This is a genomic window from Naasia sp. SYSU D00948, from assembly GCF_017916515.1.
In the GTDB taxonomy this organism is placed as follows: Bacteria; Actinomycetota; Actinomycetes; order Actinomycetales; family Microbacteriaceae; genus Naasia.
Map to the genome: position 1 here is coordinate 777911 of NZ_JAFMTA010000001.1, position 15266 is coordinate 793176.

The window sequence follows — 15266 nt, forward strand, 5'->3', positions numbered from 1 at the left end:
TCTGAAGGGGATGGTGCAGTCGGCGCTCAGCCCGTCGTCGCGGAGAGGGCGCCCTTCTTGGTTCCTCCTCCGCGCCGGCGCCGCGAGCGGAGCCAGGTGAGGAAGCTGGTGGACAGGACCGACAGCACGAGCAGGACGCCCGTGATGATGTTGATGACCTCGGCCGTCACGCTCGCCAGGCGGAGTGCGCTCGCGAGCGCGCCGATGAGCAGCACGCCCGCCAGGACCCCGTGCAGGGCGCCCCGGCCGCCGAAGATCGACACCCCGCCGAGCAGCACCGCGGCGATGACCGACAGCTCCATGCCGGTCGCGTTGTCGCCCCGGGCGCTGCCGAACCGGAGCGTGTAGTAGATCCCGGCGAAGGCCGACACGAGTCCGCTGAGCAGGAACAGGATGAACTTCGTCCGGTTCACGTGCACCCCGGAGAAGGACGCCGCCTCGCTGCTGAGTCCGATGGCGTAGATGCCGCGCCCGAACGGGGTGAAGTGCAGCAGGACAGCGAAGGCCACCGCGAGCACGACGACGACGATCGTGACCCCGGGGAGCGGGGTCCCGGGGATCCGGTCGGTGAGCAGGTCGGCCCAGAAGTCGGGGAAGTCGGTGACGGCGGTGGTGCCGAGCAGGCCGACCGCGAGGCCTCGGTACAGAGCCAGTGTGCCGATCGTGACCGCGAGGGAGGGCAGGCCGACCGCCGTGACGAGGAAGCCGTTCAGTGCACCGCCGGCGGCTCCGGCGGCGAGCGCGACGACCCCGGCGACCTCGAAGGGGACGCCCGCCTGGTACAGCGTCCCGAGCAGCACGCTCGACAGCCCGACGATGCTGGCCACCGAGAGGTCGATCTCGCCGGTGACGATGATGAGCGTCATCGGCAGGGCGATCATCAGGATCGGCGCGACGTCCAGCAGGAGGAAGGTGACCGTGATCGGCGTGCCGAAGTTGCGCACACCGGCCGACGCGACGAGAACGACGATCAGCAGCAGCGCGATCACGGCGTTCGACCGGGTGAACAGGAAGCGCTGCCACGCGGGACGCGCGTAGTCGGCGTAGGTGCGGCCCCGGGCCGGCGTGGCGGCGGTCATGATCCTCCCTCCCTCTCCGCGAGGAGCCTTCGGCTCTGCCGGACGGCGAGGACCCGGTCGAGGATGATGGCTCCGATGATCAGGCCGCCGACCACGGCGCGCTGCCAGAAGGCGGGCACGCCGAGGATCGGCAGCGCGCGGTTGATCGTGAGCAGGAGGACGGCGCCGATCGCCGCACCCCAGACGGTGCCGCTGCCGCCGAAGATGGCGACGCCGCCGATGACCGCGGCGGCCACGGCGTTGAGCTCGAATCCGCTGCCCGCCTGGGAGCTGACGGTCCCGTAGCGCGCCGCGTAGAGCACGCCCGCGAGCCCCGCGAGCGCTCCGGAGACGACGAAGGCCGCGAACACCCGCCGGGTGACGGGGAGGCCGTACAGGTTGGCGGCCGCCGGATCCGAGCCGATCGCGTAGAGCTCCCGGCCCGACCGGAGGTTGCGGAGGTACCAGCCGGCGGCGACGAGCACCGCGAGCGCCAGGAGGGAGAGGTACGGGACGCCGAGCAGGCGGGCGGTGCCGAGCGCCAGGAAGTCGTCGGGCATGTCGCCCGCGTTGATCCGGTCGCCACCCGCCCAGAGGACGTTGATGCCGCGGAAGGCGTAGAGCGTGCCCAGCGTGATGACGAGCGCGGGGACCTTGGCGATGGCGATGAGCGCGCCGTTGACGAGCCCGAGCAGGGCGCCCAGGAGCACGCCCGCGAGGATCGCGAGGGGGTACGGCAGGCCCGGGGCCGCCACGAAGATCGACCCGACCAGGTAGGCGGACAGGCCGAGGATGGAGCCGACAGAGAGGTCGACGTTGCGCGTGATGATGACGATCGCCTGGCCGATCGCGAGCAGCACGAGGATCGCGGGGGTCAGCAGGAGGTCGCGGGAGCCGTCGTTGCTGAAGACGAACGAGGGGTTCCGCACCGTCGCGGCCACGATGACGAGCGCGAGGGCCAGGAAGATGCCGAACTCGCGCGCCGTCACGACGCTGCGCAGGCCGCTGAGGACCGGCGAGGGACGGCGTGCCGAGCTCGCGACGCTCATGCCGCCTCCTCCCCCTGCGTCGCCGCCGTCATGACGGCCTCGGGCGTCGCCTTTTCGCGCGGCATGTCGGCGGTGAGCCGTCCCTCCCGCATCACGAGCACCCGATCGGCCATCCCGAGCACCTCCGGCAGCTCGGACGAGATCATGAGGATCGCGATCCCGAGCCCCGCGAGCTCGGAGAGGAGCCGGTGCACCTCCGCCTTCGTTCCGACGTCGATCCCGCGGGTCGGCTCGTCGACGATCAGCAGGGTCGGCTCCGTCGCCAGCCACTTGGCAAGCACGACCTTCTGCTGGTTGCCTCCGCTCAGCGTCCCGACCTCGGTGTCCAGCGCGGCGGCCTTCACCTCGAGCCGGCTCGCCCACGTCCGGGCCGCCTGGTTCTCGGCCGCGGCGGAGATGAGCCCGAGCCTGCTGAGGGTGCGCCGGATCGCGAGGGTGATGTTCCGCGACACCGACTCCTCGAGGACGAGGCCCTGCTTCCGCCGGTCCTCGGGGACGAGCGCCATGCCGGCCGCCATGGCGGCGACGGGGCTGTTGCGCGGGACGCTGCGTCCCCGGATGGTGACGCTGCCCGAGTCGTAGGGATCCACTCCGAAGATGGCGCGCGCGACCTCGCTCCGCCCCGCGCCGACGAGTCCCGCGAGCCCGACGATCTCCCCGGCGCGCACGTTGAAGGAGATGTCGTGGAACACGCCCGTCCGGGTGAGCTCACGGACGCGGAGCACCGGCTCCCCGATGAGGGCCTTCTCCTTAGGGAAGAGCTCGGTCACGTCCCGTCCGACCATCCGTCGCACGATCAGGTCGACCGTGACGTCGGCCGTGCGGTCGGTGGAGATGTACTCGCCGTCCCGCATGACGGTGATCTCGTCGCAGAGCTCGAAGACCTCGTCGAAGCGGTGCGAGATGAAGACGAGGCCGCGGCCCTCGTCCCGGAGGCTGCGGGCGACCGCGAAGAGCCGGTCGACCTCGACGCCGCTCAGCGCCGCCGTGGGCTCGTCCATGATGAGGAGCCGGGCATCGAGCGAGATGGCCTTGGCGATCTCGATGATCTGCTGGTCCGCGATGGAGAGTCCCTCGGCGGGGCGGTCGGGATCGATCGCGACACCGAGCCGGCGGAACAGCCCCTCCGCCTCCACCCGCATCGCCCGCCGGTCGATGCGGCGCAGCGGTCCGGTCGGCTGACGACCCATGAAGATGTTCTCGGTCACCGAGAGGTCCGGGAAGAGCGTCGGCTCCTGGTAGATCACCGCGACTCCCGCAGCCTTCGACTCGGCGGTCGAGCCGAAGTCGACCTCGGCGCCGAGCAGGCGGAGGTCGCCGGAGTCCCGCCGGTAGAGTCCGGCGACGATCTTGACGAGGGTCGACTTGCCCGCGCCGTTCTCGCCCACGAGCGCGTGGATGGAGCCGGGCCGGACGCGCAGGCTCGCGGACTTCAGCGCGACCACCGGCCCGAACGCCTTGCTGACGCGCTCGAGCTCGAGGACGGGCGTGCCGTCGGTGGGGGGATCGTTCGCCATCGAACTCCAAACCGCGATGTAAGGCCGGTGATCCACATCATGGATCGATTCAGCCGCTCGGACCAGTAGCAACCCGCCGCGTTCCGCGACCGGGCCTCGCGCCGCAGGATCTGTCCGGGTGCGAACGTAGCCCCGACGTCCGGGCTCCGTCCAGGACGTGGTGATCCCGGTTCGGTAACACCGTCCTGAGAAGGGGCCAGGCGAGGCGAGGAGACGGGCGACATCCAGGGGCCGCTTCAGGCTCCGCTCTAGGATCCGAGCATGGATTCCGCGCTGCTGATCGCCGGTGCCGCGGTCGCCGTGGTGGTCCTCGCCGTCGTCCTCGTCCTCTCGGGGCGAGCCCGCCGTTCCGCGGCTCGGATCCGGGCCGCCCAGGGTCGAGCGCCCCGAGTGGAGGAGGGGCGCCGGAGTCAGGTCGACGAGGGGCGCCGGAGTCAGGTCGACGAGCTGCAGCGATCGGCGGGCTCCGCGCTGGTGCAGGCGGATGAGCGGCTCCGCCTCGCGGACGACGAGCTCGGCTTCGCGATCGCGGAGTTCGGCGAGGAGGCGGCGGCGCCGTTCCGAGCCGCGCTGCAGAGGGGCCGGCAGCGGCTCACCGAGGCGTTCCAGCTCAACCAGCTGCTCACCGACGCCGCCCCGGACTCCGAGGCGCAGCGCCGGGAGTGGAGCGAGCGGATCGTCTCGCTCTGCCGGTCGGCGGAGCAGGCGCTCGCTGAGGAGAACGCCGCGCTCGCGGCCCGGCGCACCGCCGCCCGGAGGACTCCGGCCCAGGTGGCCGAGCTGCGGGCGGAGCTCGGGCGGGTTCGCGAGGCGGTGCCCGAGGCGCGGGCGACGCTCGCGGCCCTGGCCGAGCGGTACACCGGCGAGGCCCTCATCCCCGTCTCCGGGAACGCTGACGAGGCCGAGCGGCTGCTGTCGTTCGCCGAGCGGAGCCTCGAGGTGGCGCAGTCCCGGCTCGGGGCGTCCCGCGAGTCGGAGGCGGTGGCCGCGGCGCAGGCCGCAGCGGAGACGATCCGCCGGGCGGAGGAGCTCCTCGCCGCCGTCGACCGCTTCGAGGTCGAGGCGCTCCAGGCGGAGGCGACACTGGCCGCCATGGTGGCCGAGTCCCGCCAGGAGCTCGCCGCCGCACGCGCCCTGCCCGAGGGGGAGCGCCGAGGAGCGATCGAGGCGGCGATCACCGCGCTGGACGAGGCGCTCGCCGCCCTCCCGTCCCCCGGGGCGCGCGTCGACCCGGTCGCGTCGCTGAACGCAGTCCGGAGCGCCAACACCGCCCTCGACGAGGCGGTGGCGGAGCGCGCCGGACGCGCGGAGCGGAAGGAGCGGCTCCGGACGCAGCTGGTCACCGCGATCGACGACGCCGAGCGGCAGCTCGCCGTCGCGCGGCAGCTCGTGACCGACTACGGCGCCTCGGTCGGACCGCATGCGCGCACCCTGCTGGCGACCGCCGAGAGGGAGCTCGCGGGGCTGACCGAGGAGCGCGAGCCGGAGCCCGCGATCGCCCGCGCCCGTCGCGCCGCGGCTCTCGCGGCCGATGCCTCGGCCGCCGCCCGCGCCGACCTGCAGCGGGGCCCCGCCCCCGGAGCCTGGCGGCAGGGGGGAGGCCGTCCCGGGCTCGGCGCTCCCCCGGTCCTCGGGGGCGTCCTCGGCGGCCTGGCGATCGGGAGCCTCCTCGACGGCATCGGCGACGTCGGCGATCTCTTCGACTGAGGCTCGGGCCGGCCTGCTCCCCCGCCGCGGGGTTCCTACTCACGGTCCGGCGCGGCACGCCGGCGGGCGGTCAGCCGAGCGCGGCGGTCGTGCTCGCGACGGGTGCCGGCGCAGGAGGAAGGACGGGCTGGATCGCGCCCCACACGAGGAGGATGCCGGCGATGACGGCGGCCGCCACGACGGCGAGGAGCGCGACCAGCAGCGCGGCCTGGAGGCCGGCCGGGTGAGCGTCGCGGCCCACCTCCGTCTCCTCGAACTCGGGAGGCGGCGCCGACATGGGCACGAGCCTAGGTGAGGGCGGCAGCACTGGCCGCGTGTCGACTGGGGAGAGCCGTCCCCCGTCCGCCGCGCACCCTGCATCCTTGATCCCGGTGCCCAGGAGGTGATGCGGATGGAGTCGCAGGTGGACTGGAGGCGTCCGGCCGGGAGACCGGACGCGCTCTTCGGCTCCGGCGCGCGGCCTGTCGAGAAGGCGCTGGCCCTCGCGGGAGCCGCCGGCGCCGTCGTGGTCGTCCTCGGCGTCGTCGCTGCCACGGATTCGGACATCTGGGCGGTCTGGCAGTACGTCCTCGCCGCGGTCCTCGTCGCCGACCTCGCCGGCGGGGTGGTCGCGAACGGCCTCAACTCGGCCAAGCGCGACCACTTCTCGCCTGAGCCGGACGTCGCCGAGCCCGCGAGTGCCCGCCTCGTCCGGCGCCACGTGCTGTTCACCGCACTGCACCTCCAGCCGGTGCTGATCGCGCTCCTCTTCCCCGGACCCGGGCTCTGGTGGGGAGTGCTCTGGTACCTCGTCACCCTGGCCGCCGTCGTGGCCGTCCGGCGCTCCCCGCTTTACCTGCAGCGGCCGGTCGCGCTCCTCGCCTGCACCCTCGTCGCCGTCACCGGCCCGCTGGTCCCCGCTCCATACGGGTTCTGGTGGCTGCCGGTGATCCTCGTGCTGAAGCTGGCACTCGCCCATGCCGTGCAGGAGGAGCCGTACCGGCCTCGGGAATCCGGAGAGCACCCAGGCACCCGAGCTAGCCGGTGACCCTTCGGCGTCGCCCGGCTCGGCGAGCCGGATCCCCGCTGTGGGGACGGATGCGACGGTCCCGGCGTCGCCGGTATGGTGATGCCCACCATCGGCCGGAGGAGTCCACGTGTCGTTCGGAGCGCGCCTGCGGTCGCTCCGGCAGTCGCGCGGACTCACCCAGGAGGAGCTGGCCGAGCGGGCCGGGATGACCGCCAACGGGGTGAGCGCGCTGGAGCGCGGTACGCGCACCCGCCCGTATCCGCACACCCTCCGGAGCCTCGCCGACGCCCTCGGCCTCGACGAAGCGGAGCGCCGCTCCTTCGTCGCGGCCGCGCGCGAGGACGGCGAGCAGCCTGCGCGGGCAGAACCCGCAGCGCCGGGGCGCTCCCGGCTGCCGATTCCTCCGACGCCGCTCGTGGGCCGTGATGGCGAGCTCGACCAGCTCACGGCGCTCCTCACGACCGGCGACGCTCGACTCATCACCCTCACGGGACCGGGCGGCGTCGGCAAGACCCGGCTGGCGGCGGAGGTCGCCCGCAGAGGCGAGACGCTGTTCCCCGACGGCGTCACGGCGGTCGCGCTCGCCTCGCTGCCGGATGCCGATCTGGTCGCCCCCACGGTGCTCTCGTCCCTGGGCGGCTCGCCCGGCGGATCCGGTAGGGACCTCGGCGCCCGCATCGGATCGAGGGCGATGCTGCTCGTGCTGGACAACTTCGAGCACGTGATGGACGCCGCACCGCTCGTGGCCGAGCTCGCCGCCGAGTGCCCGTCCCTGACGATCCTCGTCACGAGTCGGGCCCGCCTCCGCCTGCGGGGCGAGGTGGAGGTCCCGGTCCGTCCGCTGCAGCTGCCCGCGTCCACACGGTCGCCCTCGCCGGACGAGGTGAGCGAGTCCCCGGCCGGCAAGCTGTTCCTGCAGAGGGCTCGTGCGGTGCAGCCGGGTTTCGCGCTCTCCCCCGCCACCGCCGCCGACATCGCGTCCATCACCTGGCGGCTCGGCGGGCTCCCGCTCGCCATCGAGTGTGCGGCGTCCAAGGTCCCCGCCTTCCCTCCCCGGCAGCTGCTGGCGAACCTGGACGCGGCGCTGGCGACCGGCTGGGCCCGGGACCTCCCGGAGCGGCAGCGCTCGCTCCGGGCCGTGCTCGACTGGAGCTACCAGCTGCTTGACGAGCCGACGCAGGCGACGTTCCGCGGCCTCTCGGTGTTCCAGGGCGGCGCGACGCTGGAGGAGGCGGAGGCGGTCCTCACCCCCGTCGTCGGGCGGGGGCGCGTCCTCGCCGGCATGGAGGAGCTGACCGAGCACTCGCTGCTCACCGTGGTGACCGAGGGCGGCGACGCACCCCGCTACACGATGCTGCAGCCGGTCCAGCAGTACGCCCGCGACCTGCTCCGGGAGCACGACGAGGAGACCGTGGCCGGCCTGGAGCACGCCCGCTTCGCCCTCCACGTCCTCGAGCACAATCCGCCGGTGCCAGGGGATCGCGCGGACTGGGAGACCGAGAACGTCCGCGCCGCGTTCGACTGGTGCCTGCGAACCGGCGACGGGCAGCTCGCCGCGCGGCTCGCCTACGCCGCATGGGTCCCCTGGCTCCCCTGGTGGCTGGGTGCTCCCGCCGAGAGCGGGCGCGGGCGGCTGGAGAGCCTGCTCTCGCTCGACCTCGGCGAGGAGAACCGGTCCCGAGCACTCCTCATCCACGGCAGCATGTGCTACGCCGAACACGACTTCGGCGGCGCCGGGGAGTCCTGGCAGGAGGCTCTCCGGATCGCCCGGGCTCGGGGCGACCAGGTGACCGAGGCGTACGCCCTGGCGGGGACCGGCCTCGTCCTCGCCCCCACCGATGCCCGGGGCGCGGCCGACGTCATCCGGCAGGCCATCGAGCTGAGCCGGACCGCAGAGGACGACCGGCTGCCCTTCATGGCGAGCATCTGGGCGGGGATCGCGGCGAGCGCGGCAGGTGAACGCGCGCAGCCTGTGTTCGAGGAGGTCCTCGCGGTCGCGCGCCGGCACGGCGATCCGGCGATGCTGAGCGCCGCGCTGTTCAACCTCGGTCACGCCGCGATCGAGGAGGGCAACCCCGCGGATGCGGAGACGCCGCTGCTCGAGAGCATCCAGATCTCCGCGCTCAATCGGGACAACGTCAACCTCGCTCACGCGCTCGACCTGCTCGCGGTGATCGAGTGCCAGCGGGCCGGCTGGCGCCGGAGCGCCCTCCTGAGCGGCGCCGCCGAAGGGGCCCGGTCGTCGGCTCTCGCGGCGGACGCGAGCTATCACCAGCCGGACCCGGCGATGCGCGAGCAGACGCGCTCGAGAGTGGAGGCGGCGCTCGGCCCGGAGGCCTATGCCGAGGCCTACGCGGAGGGCGCGAACCTCGCGCTCGACGACCTGAAGCGGCTGCTCGCCGAGCACTGACTGCCGCCTGCTCCCGTCGCGCGGGCCCTCGGTGTGAGTCCTGCGCCGGCAGCTGCCCGGACACCTCTCCCACAGCGGCGATGTGCGGGTAGCTGTCCGTGGTGGCCGGGCGAGCGCCGGGCCATCGTGATGCCACCGGTCGGATCCCCGGCCGGCGACGCACACCGGAAGCCGAATCCCATGAGCCTCACCCTCCACCGCCCGGACGTCGCCCACGAGGCGCCGGCCCGCGCGGACCATCCCGGCCTCGCGGGGTGGTACCCGACCAGCGACCCCTGGACCGACCGCTACTGGGACGGCAGCACCTGGACCGAGCGGTACCGGGAGGTCGGAACGGAGCCGGCCCCGGCATCCGCCGCCCACCGGAGCCGTCCCCAGCCGCGCGTGCCGCTCCTCGCCCTCGTGCTGTGGTCCGTCGGCGCCCTCCTCGCCGGGGTCGTCCTCGGCGGCCTCGCGGCCGATCGTGACGGATTCCCCGGCGCCGCGGACAGCGGCGCCGTCGCGAGCGCCGCCCGTGTCCAGAACGCCGACCCGGCCGCCGCACGACCCTGATCCAGCTGTCCGGGCAGTGTGCGGGTCGTGTCCGTGGTGACGCGCGAGCGTCCCCGGAAGTCTGATCAGTACCGAAAACAGCAGGAAGGAGCCCGACATGACGCTCACCCGGATGCCGGCGTTCCGGCCCTCAGGAGCCGGGGTCCCGGTCGCGACGCCGTGGCACGAGGCCCTCGTCCGGAAGGTGGACGGCAGCTCCACCGGCGGCGCGTTCAGCGTCCTCGAGCTCACCGCGGCCGCGGACTGGAGCCGTCCGCCGTACGTCCACCACCAGCTCGACGAGTGTTTCTACGTGGTCGAGGGGTCCTTCCTCGCCACCGTCGAGACCGCGGACGCGCCTCTCGAGCTGTCCGCGGGATCCGTGCTCTTCGTCCCGCGCGGCGTGCTGCGCTCGCTCCGGGCCATGAGCTCGGACTCGCGCCTCGTCCTCGTCACCACTCCCGGGTGCTCACCGGGAACCGCCGACCTCTCAGCGGGCATCGAGCTCGTCGAGCCGCCCCATCCTCCCGTCCCCGACAGCATCAACATCCATAGGACAAGGAGTCCCCTCTCATGATCGAGGTCCATCACCTCACGAAGAGGTTCGACGAGGCCACGGCCGTCGACGACCTCACCTTCACCGTCCGTCCCGGGGTGGTCACCGGCTTCCTCGGCCCGAACGGCGCCGGGAAGACGACGACCATGCGCATGATCGTCGGCCTCGCCCGCCCCACCTCGGGCAGGGTCACCGTGAACGGACGCTCCTTCGCGGAGCACGGCGCCCCGCTCGACGAGCTCGGCGTCCTGCTCGACGCCGGGAACGTCCACCCCGGACGGTCGGCACGAGCGCACCTGAGCGCCCTCGCCGCCACCCACGGGATCGGCCGCCGCCGCGTCGACGAGGTCCTCGAGCTCACCGGGATCCAGGAGGTCGCCGGGCGCAAAGCGGGCAAGTTCTCGCTCGGGATGCGGCAGCGGCTCGGCATCGCCGCGGCCCTGCTCGGCGACCCGCACACGCTCATCCTGGACGAGCCCATCAACGGGCTCGACCCGGACGGCGTGATCTGGGTCCGGACGCTGCTCCGCCGGCTCGCGGCGGAGGGACGAACCGTGTTCCTCTCCTCGCACCTGATGAGCGAGATGTCTCTCACGGCGGACCACCTCGTGATCATCGGCCGCGGGCGGATGATCGCGGACGCGCCCCTCGCCGACGTGATCGCCGCGACCTCGCACACGACCGTCCGGGTGCGCACGCCCGAGCCCCAGCGGCTCGCGACGGCGGTCGCCGCGACGCCGGGCGCCTCGGCCACCGAGGTGGGCGGCGGAACGCTCGAGATCGCCGGAGCGGACGCCGCGGCGGTCGCTCTCCTCGCGGCGCAGGCCGGCATCCACCTCGACGAGCTCTCCACCACGGGCGCCTCGCTCGAGGACGCCTATCTCTCCCTGACCCACTCCAGCCTCGAGTACCGGTCCACCACCGGTGCCTGAGGACACGATGAGGAATACCGACATGTCGACTCTCACCTCCACCCCCACGACCCATCGGGTCTCCCTGCCCCACCTCCTCCACGCCGAATGGATCAAGGCGGCCACCGTGAACGCGACCAGATGGACGACCGCGGTGACGCTCGCCCTCGCCGCGTTCTTCGCCGGCACGGTCCTGCTCGTCATCGGTGTCGCACCCCTCGAGGGCGAGGACCCCAGCGCCCTCATCCTCGAGAACTTCGGGGAGCGGCCGGCGCTCTCGGTCCTGTCCTTCACGTTCGCGGTCGTCCCGGCACTGGTCGCACTCCTCGGCCTGCTCCTCGTCAGCGGCGAGCGCGGCACCGGGACCCTGGCCGTGACGCTCGCGGCCGTGCCGCGGCGGACCCCCGTCCTCGTCGCCAAGCTCCTGCTGAGCGCCGCGGCCGGGTTCGTCGTCGGGCTCCTGGCGGCCGGTGTGACCATCGCCGTCGTCCAGCCCGGCCTCGCCGGGATAGGCCTCGGCGACGGTCTCTGGACCGCGGTCGGCGCGCAGGTGGTCCTCGGCGGAGCGGTGTCGTCCGCGGCGATCGCCGTGCTCGGCACGGCGCTGGGCTCCCTGTTCCGGAACACCGCGGGCGCCGCCGGCGCGGTCCTGTCGCTGCTCCTGATCGCCCCGGTCATCCTGCCGATGATCCCTGTGATCGGGAGCCCGCTGAGCCAGGTCCTCCCGACCTCGGCGGCCGCCGCGCTGTCCCAGCCGATCGACACGGTCGGCGGCGGAACCCTCCTCACCGGCGGGCTGATCCTCGCCGCCTGGGTCGCCGTCTCGGCGGTGGTGGCCACGGTCCTCTGGAAGCGCCGCGACATCTGAGCGCGGACAGCAGAAAGGCCCGGATCCGCCAGGATCCGGGCCTTTCACGCGCCTGCTGGCCTCCCGCTCCCGGTGACGGCTACAGCGAGTCGCGCGCCTGGATCCCGAGGTCGGGGTGGTCGCAGAAGGCCCCTGCCACGCCGGTCCCGAAGATCAGGCGGTACTCGGCCATCCAGTCGCCGTAGTCGCTCGGCTCCCTGCCCCGGCGGAGGTTGCGACCGAGGAACGCGTTCTCGGCGCGCAGCGTCCAGACGAAGGTCTCGAGCCCGGCCGCGGACGCCCGCTCCACCAGGTCGGTCGTGCCGGTCACGTTGCCGCGCCGGTCCTCCTGCAGCAGGAGCCCCTTGTTCACGCTCACGACGTCGACGGTGCCCGCCAGTCCGGCGAGGCCCTCGTCCGTGAGATAGCTCGCGAACGTGCGCGCAGCGGAGCCGAACCGGGCGACGTGGTCGGCCGGCGCCCCCTGCGCCTCGACGAGGAACACCCGCCGGCCCGGCACTCCCCTCGCGCGCACTCCGGCGAGGACATCCTCCTCGAAGCACTCGACCACCAGGTTCGCGTCGGTCGCCCAGCCCCCCACCTCCTGCGCGAACAGCTCATCGAGGGGCAGACCGAGCGACGCGAAGTACGTCGGATGCTTGAGCTCGGCGACGACCACCACCGGCCGGTCGGACTGCTCCGCCAGCGCGATGACGTCGCTCAAGCGGAGCAACCCCTCCGCACCGTCGAACGCGGTGTTCCGGGGCCGGATCGACGGCAGGCGCTCCCGCGCCCTCAGCGTCGCCAGCTCCGCCCACGTGAAGTCCTCTGTGAACCACCCCGTGTGGCGGACACCGTCGATCACTTTCCTGGTGCGCCGCGATGCGAACTCCGGGCGGGACGCGACGTCGGTGGTGCCGGAGATCTCGTTCTCGTGCCGCACGACCAGGACCCCGTCCCGCGACGCCACGAGGTCCGGCTCGATGGCGTCCGCTCCCATCGCGAGCGCCATCCGGTAGGCGGACGCGGTGTGCTCGGGACGGTAGCCGCTGGCTCCCCGATGCGCGATGACGAGAGGGGGTGCGCTCACGGGAGCCACCGTACGGGACACCGGGCGGAGCTCAGGCCCCAGGATCGGCTCGCCCTCGCGTCCCCGGAGCGAGTTCGTGCATCCTTGCAGCCATGACGAGCGCTGAGACCGCTTCTACGCCGGCCGCCGATCCGGTCTCCGCTGGCGTCGCTGCGCTGAACGGGCACCGGGCGGATCCGGTCACCTTCGTGCTCGTGCACGGCGGCTGGCACGGTGCATGGTGCTGGACCAGACTCGCCCCGATCCTGCGCGCCGAGGGCCACCAGGTCTTCACGCCGACGCTCACCGGCCTCGGCGACCGTGCGCACCTGCTGACACCGGACGTCGACCTCTCGACCCATGTCCGCGACCTCACGGCGCTCCTCGAGTACGAGGACCTCCGGGATGCGGTCCTGGTCGGTCACAGCTACGGCGGAATGGTGATCACGGGCGCCGTCGCCCAGTCACCCGATCGGGTGGCGCAACTGATCTTCCTCGACGCGTTCCTGCCGGAGGAGGGCAAGGCCCTGGCGGACTACGCCCCGCTGCCGCCGGCGAGCGCCGACGGCTGGCGGATTCCGCCGCCGGTCACGGCCGCCCAGTTCGGCGTGACCGATGAGACAGACGCGGCCTGGGTCGATCGGCGTCTCGGCGATCACCCGCTGAAGACGTTCACCGAGCCGCTGCCCTCATCGACCGGCGTGCCGCAGAGTGTGGAGCGCAGCTTCATCCGCTCCACGGACACACCCTGGTTCGTGGAAGCAGGCGAGCGAGCCCGCCGTCACGGATTCCGCTACCGCGAACTGCTCTCGGCTGGGCACGACGCGATGCTGACCCGCCCCCGGGAGCTCGCGACGGTGCTCCTGGAGCTGACGGAGTCCGTTCACATCCGTCCAGGAGGACGGCCGGGCGAGCAGGGCGGATAGGCGTCACCTCGTGCGCCCCGCGTCGCCCCATCAGCTCCGGGTCAGGCGCTCGACTTCGGCCTCGATGTCCCGCTCCGTGATGAGGCCGATCGGGGGTCCATAGGCCTTGAAGGCGGTGACTGCCACCGCGATGCCCACGCCGAGCATCGGCCAGAGCGGCCAGAAGGGCTGAGCGGGGTCGCTGATCGACCAGACGAGGACGAGCAGCGCGGTCACCCCCGCCCATACGGCGGCGAGGACCTTGAGATCGTGCCTCGCCTTCAGCCGCGCGTGCGCGTACTCGCGTGCCCTGCTCTCCTCGTTCATGGTCAGGTTCATCCTCGGGTCCTTCCCCTCGTGTGCGCGTCGGGCTTTCAGCGTGCAGCGCGGCCGAGCAGCACCCCTGCCGCAACGGCTGCGGCGAGCAGGGCGAGCAGGCGCGCGGCGGGCGTCGGAGTGGGGATGAAGCGCGTGCTGCTCGGAGTGATCTCGATGGCGCCGATCGGAGTCGTCTGAATGCCGCCGCCACCGCTCTGCGGAACGGTGTCCCCGCCTTCGCTCGTGACGGGCTTGCCGTAGCCGCCGCCGAGTCCGTAGGCGACGCGGGCGACGGGGATGAACGTGCGGCCGGCCACCTCGCGGGGCTCACCGAAGACGGTGTCCGCTCGCCCTGAGAGGTGGAGCTTCTCGGCCAGGGCCTGCAGGAAGGCGGGGTAGTTCGCGGTGGTGCTGTCGGTGCTCATCGGTGGTCCTTTCTGGTCAGTTCCAGCTCATGGCGAGGAAGGAGAAGATGATGACGTCCTGGAGCCAGTGGATGAGCCAGACCCAGCGGGAGCTGTTCGTTTCGACGACGCTCTTGGCCATGACGTAGCCGAGGAACGCGGCCAGGACGACGCCGGAGGCGCCAGGCGGGTTGCCGTAGAAGTGCTCCAGCCCGAACACGGCGGCGGTCATGAGCAGCGCGGGCATCCTGGAGTACAGCCCCGGCAGGAAGGCCAGCGGCACGTTGCGGAACTGGAACTCCTCGTTGAACGTGTTCGTCGCGGCGAGGATCATCACCATCGGCAGTGCCGGAAGCAGGGTGGCGAGCGCGTCGGGGCCGGGCGGCAGCGCGATCAGCATCGCCGTCAGCGTTCCGATGGAGATCAGCACCGCCCAGACCGGACCGAGGACGGACCATCGTGTGCGGCGTCCCAGGGAGATCAGGTCGGGCGCGGCGGGAGCGGCTCCGCCGTGCCAGGTGAGGCGCAGGTCCGAGCGGCTGCGCCTGCCCACGCCGAGGCCGATCAGCAGGAGTGTCGGGATGAACACCAACGCCTGTACCACAGTGCCGCGAGCGACCCAGGGGACGCTGTGCTGCCAGGCGTCCCAGGCGGGAAGACCATGCAGCACGGCAAAGACGAGGTGCCAGCCGGCGGCGATCGCGAGCATCCAGGCCAGGACCGGCGCGAGTGGGCGCAGCCTCGGCACACGCGGCGCCGCGAGCGTCCCTGCACCGAGGACGAGCACCTGGACCAGGGCCGGCCAAAACGTTTCGCCGCCGGTCCATTCGCGCCAGAGGATCAGCGGCAGTGCACTCCCCGAGAGGATCAGCGTCCAGGCGAGGACGCGACCGCGGCGCGTGCCCGTGCTCGCCGGCGGGGTGGCTGTGAGGGTCGCCATAGCTCCTCCTTCTGACGAGGGATGGCGTACACCGT

16 protein-coding genes are annotated in these 15266 nt (G+C 72.8%); 8 read left to right on the forward strand and 8 right to left on the reverse strand.

What is annotated here, in order from left to right; all coding sequences use genetic code 11:
* Positions 1-26: 26 nt before the first annotated feature.
* The 3 genes from J3P30_RS03635 to J3P30_RS03645 are packed head-to-tail and all read right to left on the reverse strand — an operon-like array spanning position 27 to position 3624.
* Positions 27-1079 carry an ABC transporter permease gene (locus tag J3P30_RS03635; protein WP_210479569.1) on the reverse strand — a complete coding sequence of 351 codons (1053 nt, stop codon included), beginning with the start codon at positions 1077-1079 and terminating at the stop codon, positions 27-29.
* A complete protein-coding gene (locus J3P30_RS03640; RefSeq protein WP_210479570.1) occupies positions 1076-2107 on the reverse strand; it encodes an ABC transporter permease in 1032 nt (343 codons plus the stop codon). The genes J3P30_RS03635 and J3P30_RS03640 overlap by 4 nt, the downstream gene beginning before the upstream one ends.
* Complete coding sequence (locus J3P30_RS03645; RefSeq protein WP_210479571.1) at positions 2104-3624, reverse strand: sugar ABC transporter ATP-binding protein; 1521 nt, start codon at positions 3622-3624, stop codon at positions 2104-2106. The genes J3P30_RS03640 and J3P30_RS03645 overlap by 4 nt, the downstream gene beginning before the upstream one ends.
* Before the next feature lie 261 nt (positions 3625-3885).
* Between J3P30_RS03645 and J3P30_RS03650 the strand changes: the two genes are divergently transcribed.
* Positions 3886-5331, forward strand: a complete 1446-nt coding sequence (locus tag J3P30_RS03650) for a hypothetical protein (protein WP_210479572.1) — start codon at positions 3886-3888, stop codon at positions 5329-5331.
* Between the two features lie 70 nt (positions 5332-5401).
* On the opposite strand, the gene J3P30_RS03655 is transcribed toward J3P30_RS03650, so the two are convergent.
* Entirely contained in the window at positions 5402-5608 is a 207-nt protein-coding gene (locus J3P30_RS03655) for a hypothetical protein (protein ID WP_210479573.1), read from the reverse strand.
* Positions 5609-5722: 114 nt separating this feature from the next.
* On the opposite strand from J3P30_RS03655, the gene J3P30_RS03660 reads away from it, so the two are divergent.
* From J3P30_RS03660 to J3P30_RS03685, 6 genes are all read left to right on the forward strand, one after another.
* Entirely contained in the window at positions 5723-6358 is a 636-nt protein-coding gene (locus J3P30_RS03660; RefSeq protein WP_210479574.1) for a hypothetical protein, read from the forward strand.
* A 109-nt stretch (positions 6359-6467) separates the two neighbouring features.
* The gene (locus tag J3P30_RS03665; RefSeq protein ID WP_210479575.1) at positions 6468-8750 is read left to right on the forward strand and encodes a helix-turn-helix domain-containing protein; all 2283 of its coding nucleotides are present in this window, start codon (positions 6468-6470) and stop codon (positions 8748-8750) included.
* Between the two features lie 180 nt (positions 8751-8930).
* Positions 8931-9302: a DUF2510 domain-containing protein gene (locus tag J3P30_RS03670; RefSeq protein WP_210479576.1), complete on the forward strand. Its 372-nt coding sequence runs from the start codon at positions 8931-8933 to the stop codon at positions 9300-9302.
* A gap of 97 nt (positions 9303-9399) precedes the next feature.
* Positions 9400-9858: a cupin domain-containing protein gene (locus J3P30_RS03675; RefSeq protein ID WP_210479577.1), complete on the forward strand. Its 459-nt coding sequence runs from the start codon at positions 9400-9402 to the stop codon at positions 9856-9858.
* Positions 9855-10769 carry an ABC transporter ATP-binding protein gene (locus tag J3P30_RS03680; RefSeq protein WP_210479578.1) on the forward strand — a complete coding sequence of 305 codons (915 nt, stop codon included), beginning with the start codon at positions 9855-9857 and terminating at the stop codon, positions 10767-10769. Before J3P30_RS03675 ends, J3P30_RS03680 begins: the two co-directional genes overlap by 4 nt.
* 22 nt (positions 10770-10791) lie before the next feature.
* Complete coding sequence (locus J3P30_RS03685) at positions 10792-11616, forward strand: ABC transporter permease subunit (protein ID WP_210479579.1); 825 nt, start codon at positions 10792-10794, stop codon at positions 11614-11616.
* A 79-nt stretch (positions 11617-11695) separates the two neighbouring features.
* Here J3P30_RS03685 and J3P30_RS03690 read toward each other — a convergent pair whose 3' ends face one another.
* Complete coding sequence (locus J3P30_RS03690; protein ID WP_307807389.1) at positions 11696-12685, reverse strand: glycerophosphodiester phosphodiesterase family protein; 990 nt, start codon at positions 12683-12685, stop codon at positions 11696-11698.
* Between the two features lie 92 nt (positions 12686-12777).
* Between J3P30_RS03690 and J3P30_RS03695 the strand changes: the two genes are divergently transcribed.
* Positions 12778-13590 (forward strand): alpha/beta fold hydrolase, encoded by an 813-nt coding sequence (locus J3P30_RS03695; protein WP_210479580.1) that lies wholly within the window; start codon positions 12778-12780, stop codon positions 13588-13590.
* A 30-nt stretch (positions 13591-13620) separates the two neighbouring features.
* Here J3P30_RS03695 and J3P30_RS03700 read toward each other — a convergent pair whose 3' ends face one another.
* From J3P30_RS03700 to J3P30_RS03710, 3 genes are read right to left on the reverse strand one after another with little or no spacing between them, the layout of a single operon-like run.
* A complete protein-coding gene (locus J3P30_RS03700) occupies positions 13621-13908 on the reverse strand; it encodes a 2TM domain-containing protein (RefSeq protein ID WP_210479581.1) in 288 nt (95 codons plus the stop codon).
* 35 nt (positions 13909-13943) lie between these two features.
* A complete protein-coding gene (locus J3P30_RS03705) occupies positions 13944-14312 on the reverse strand; it encodes a GerW family sporulation protein (protein ID WP_210479582.1) in 369 nt (122 codons plus the stop codon).
* A 16-nt stretch (positions 14313-14328) separates the two neighbouring features.
* A complete protein-coding gene (locus J3P30_RS03710; RefSeq protein ID WP_210479583.1) occupies positions 14329-15231 on the reverse strand; it encodes a CPBP family intramembrane glutamic endopeptidase in 903 nt (300 codons plus the stop codon).
* Positions 15232-15266 lie beyond the last annotated feature (35 nt).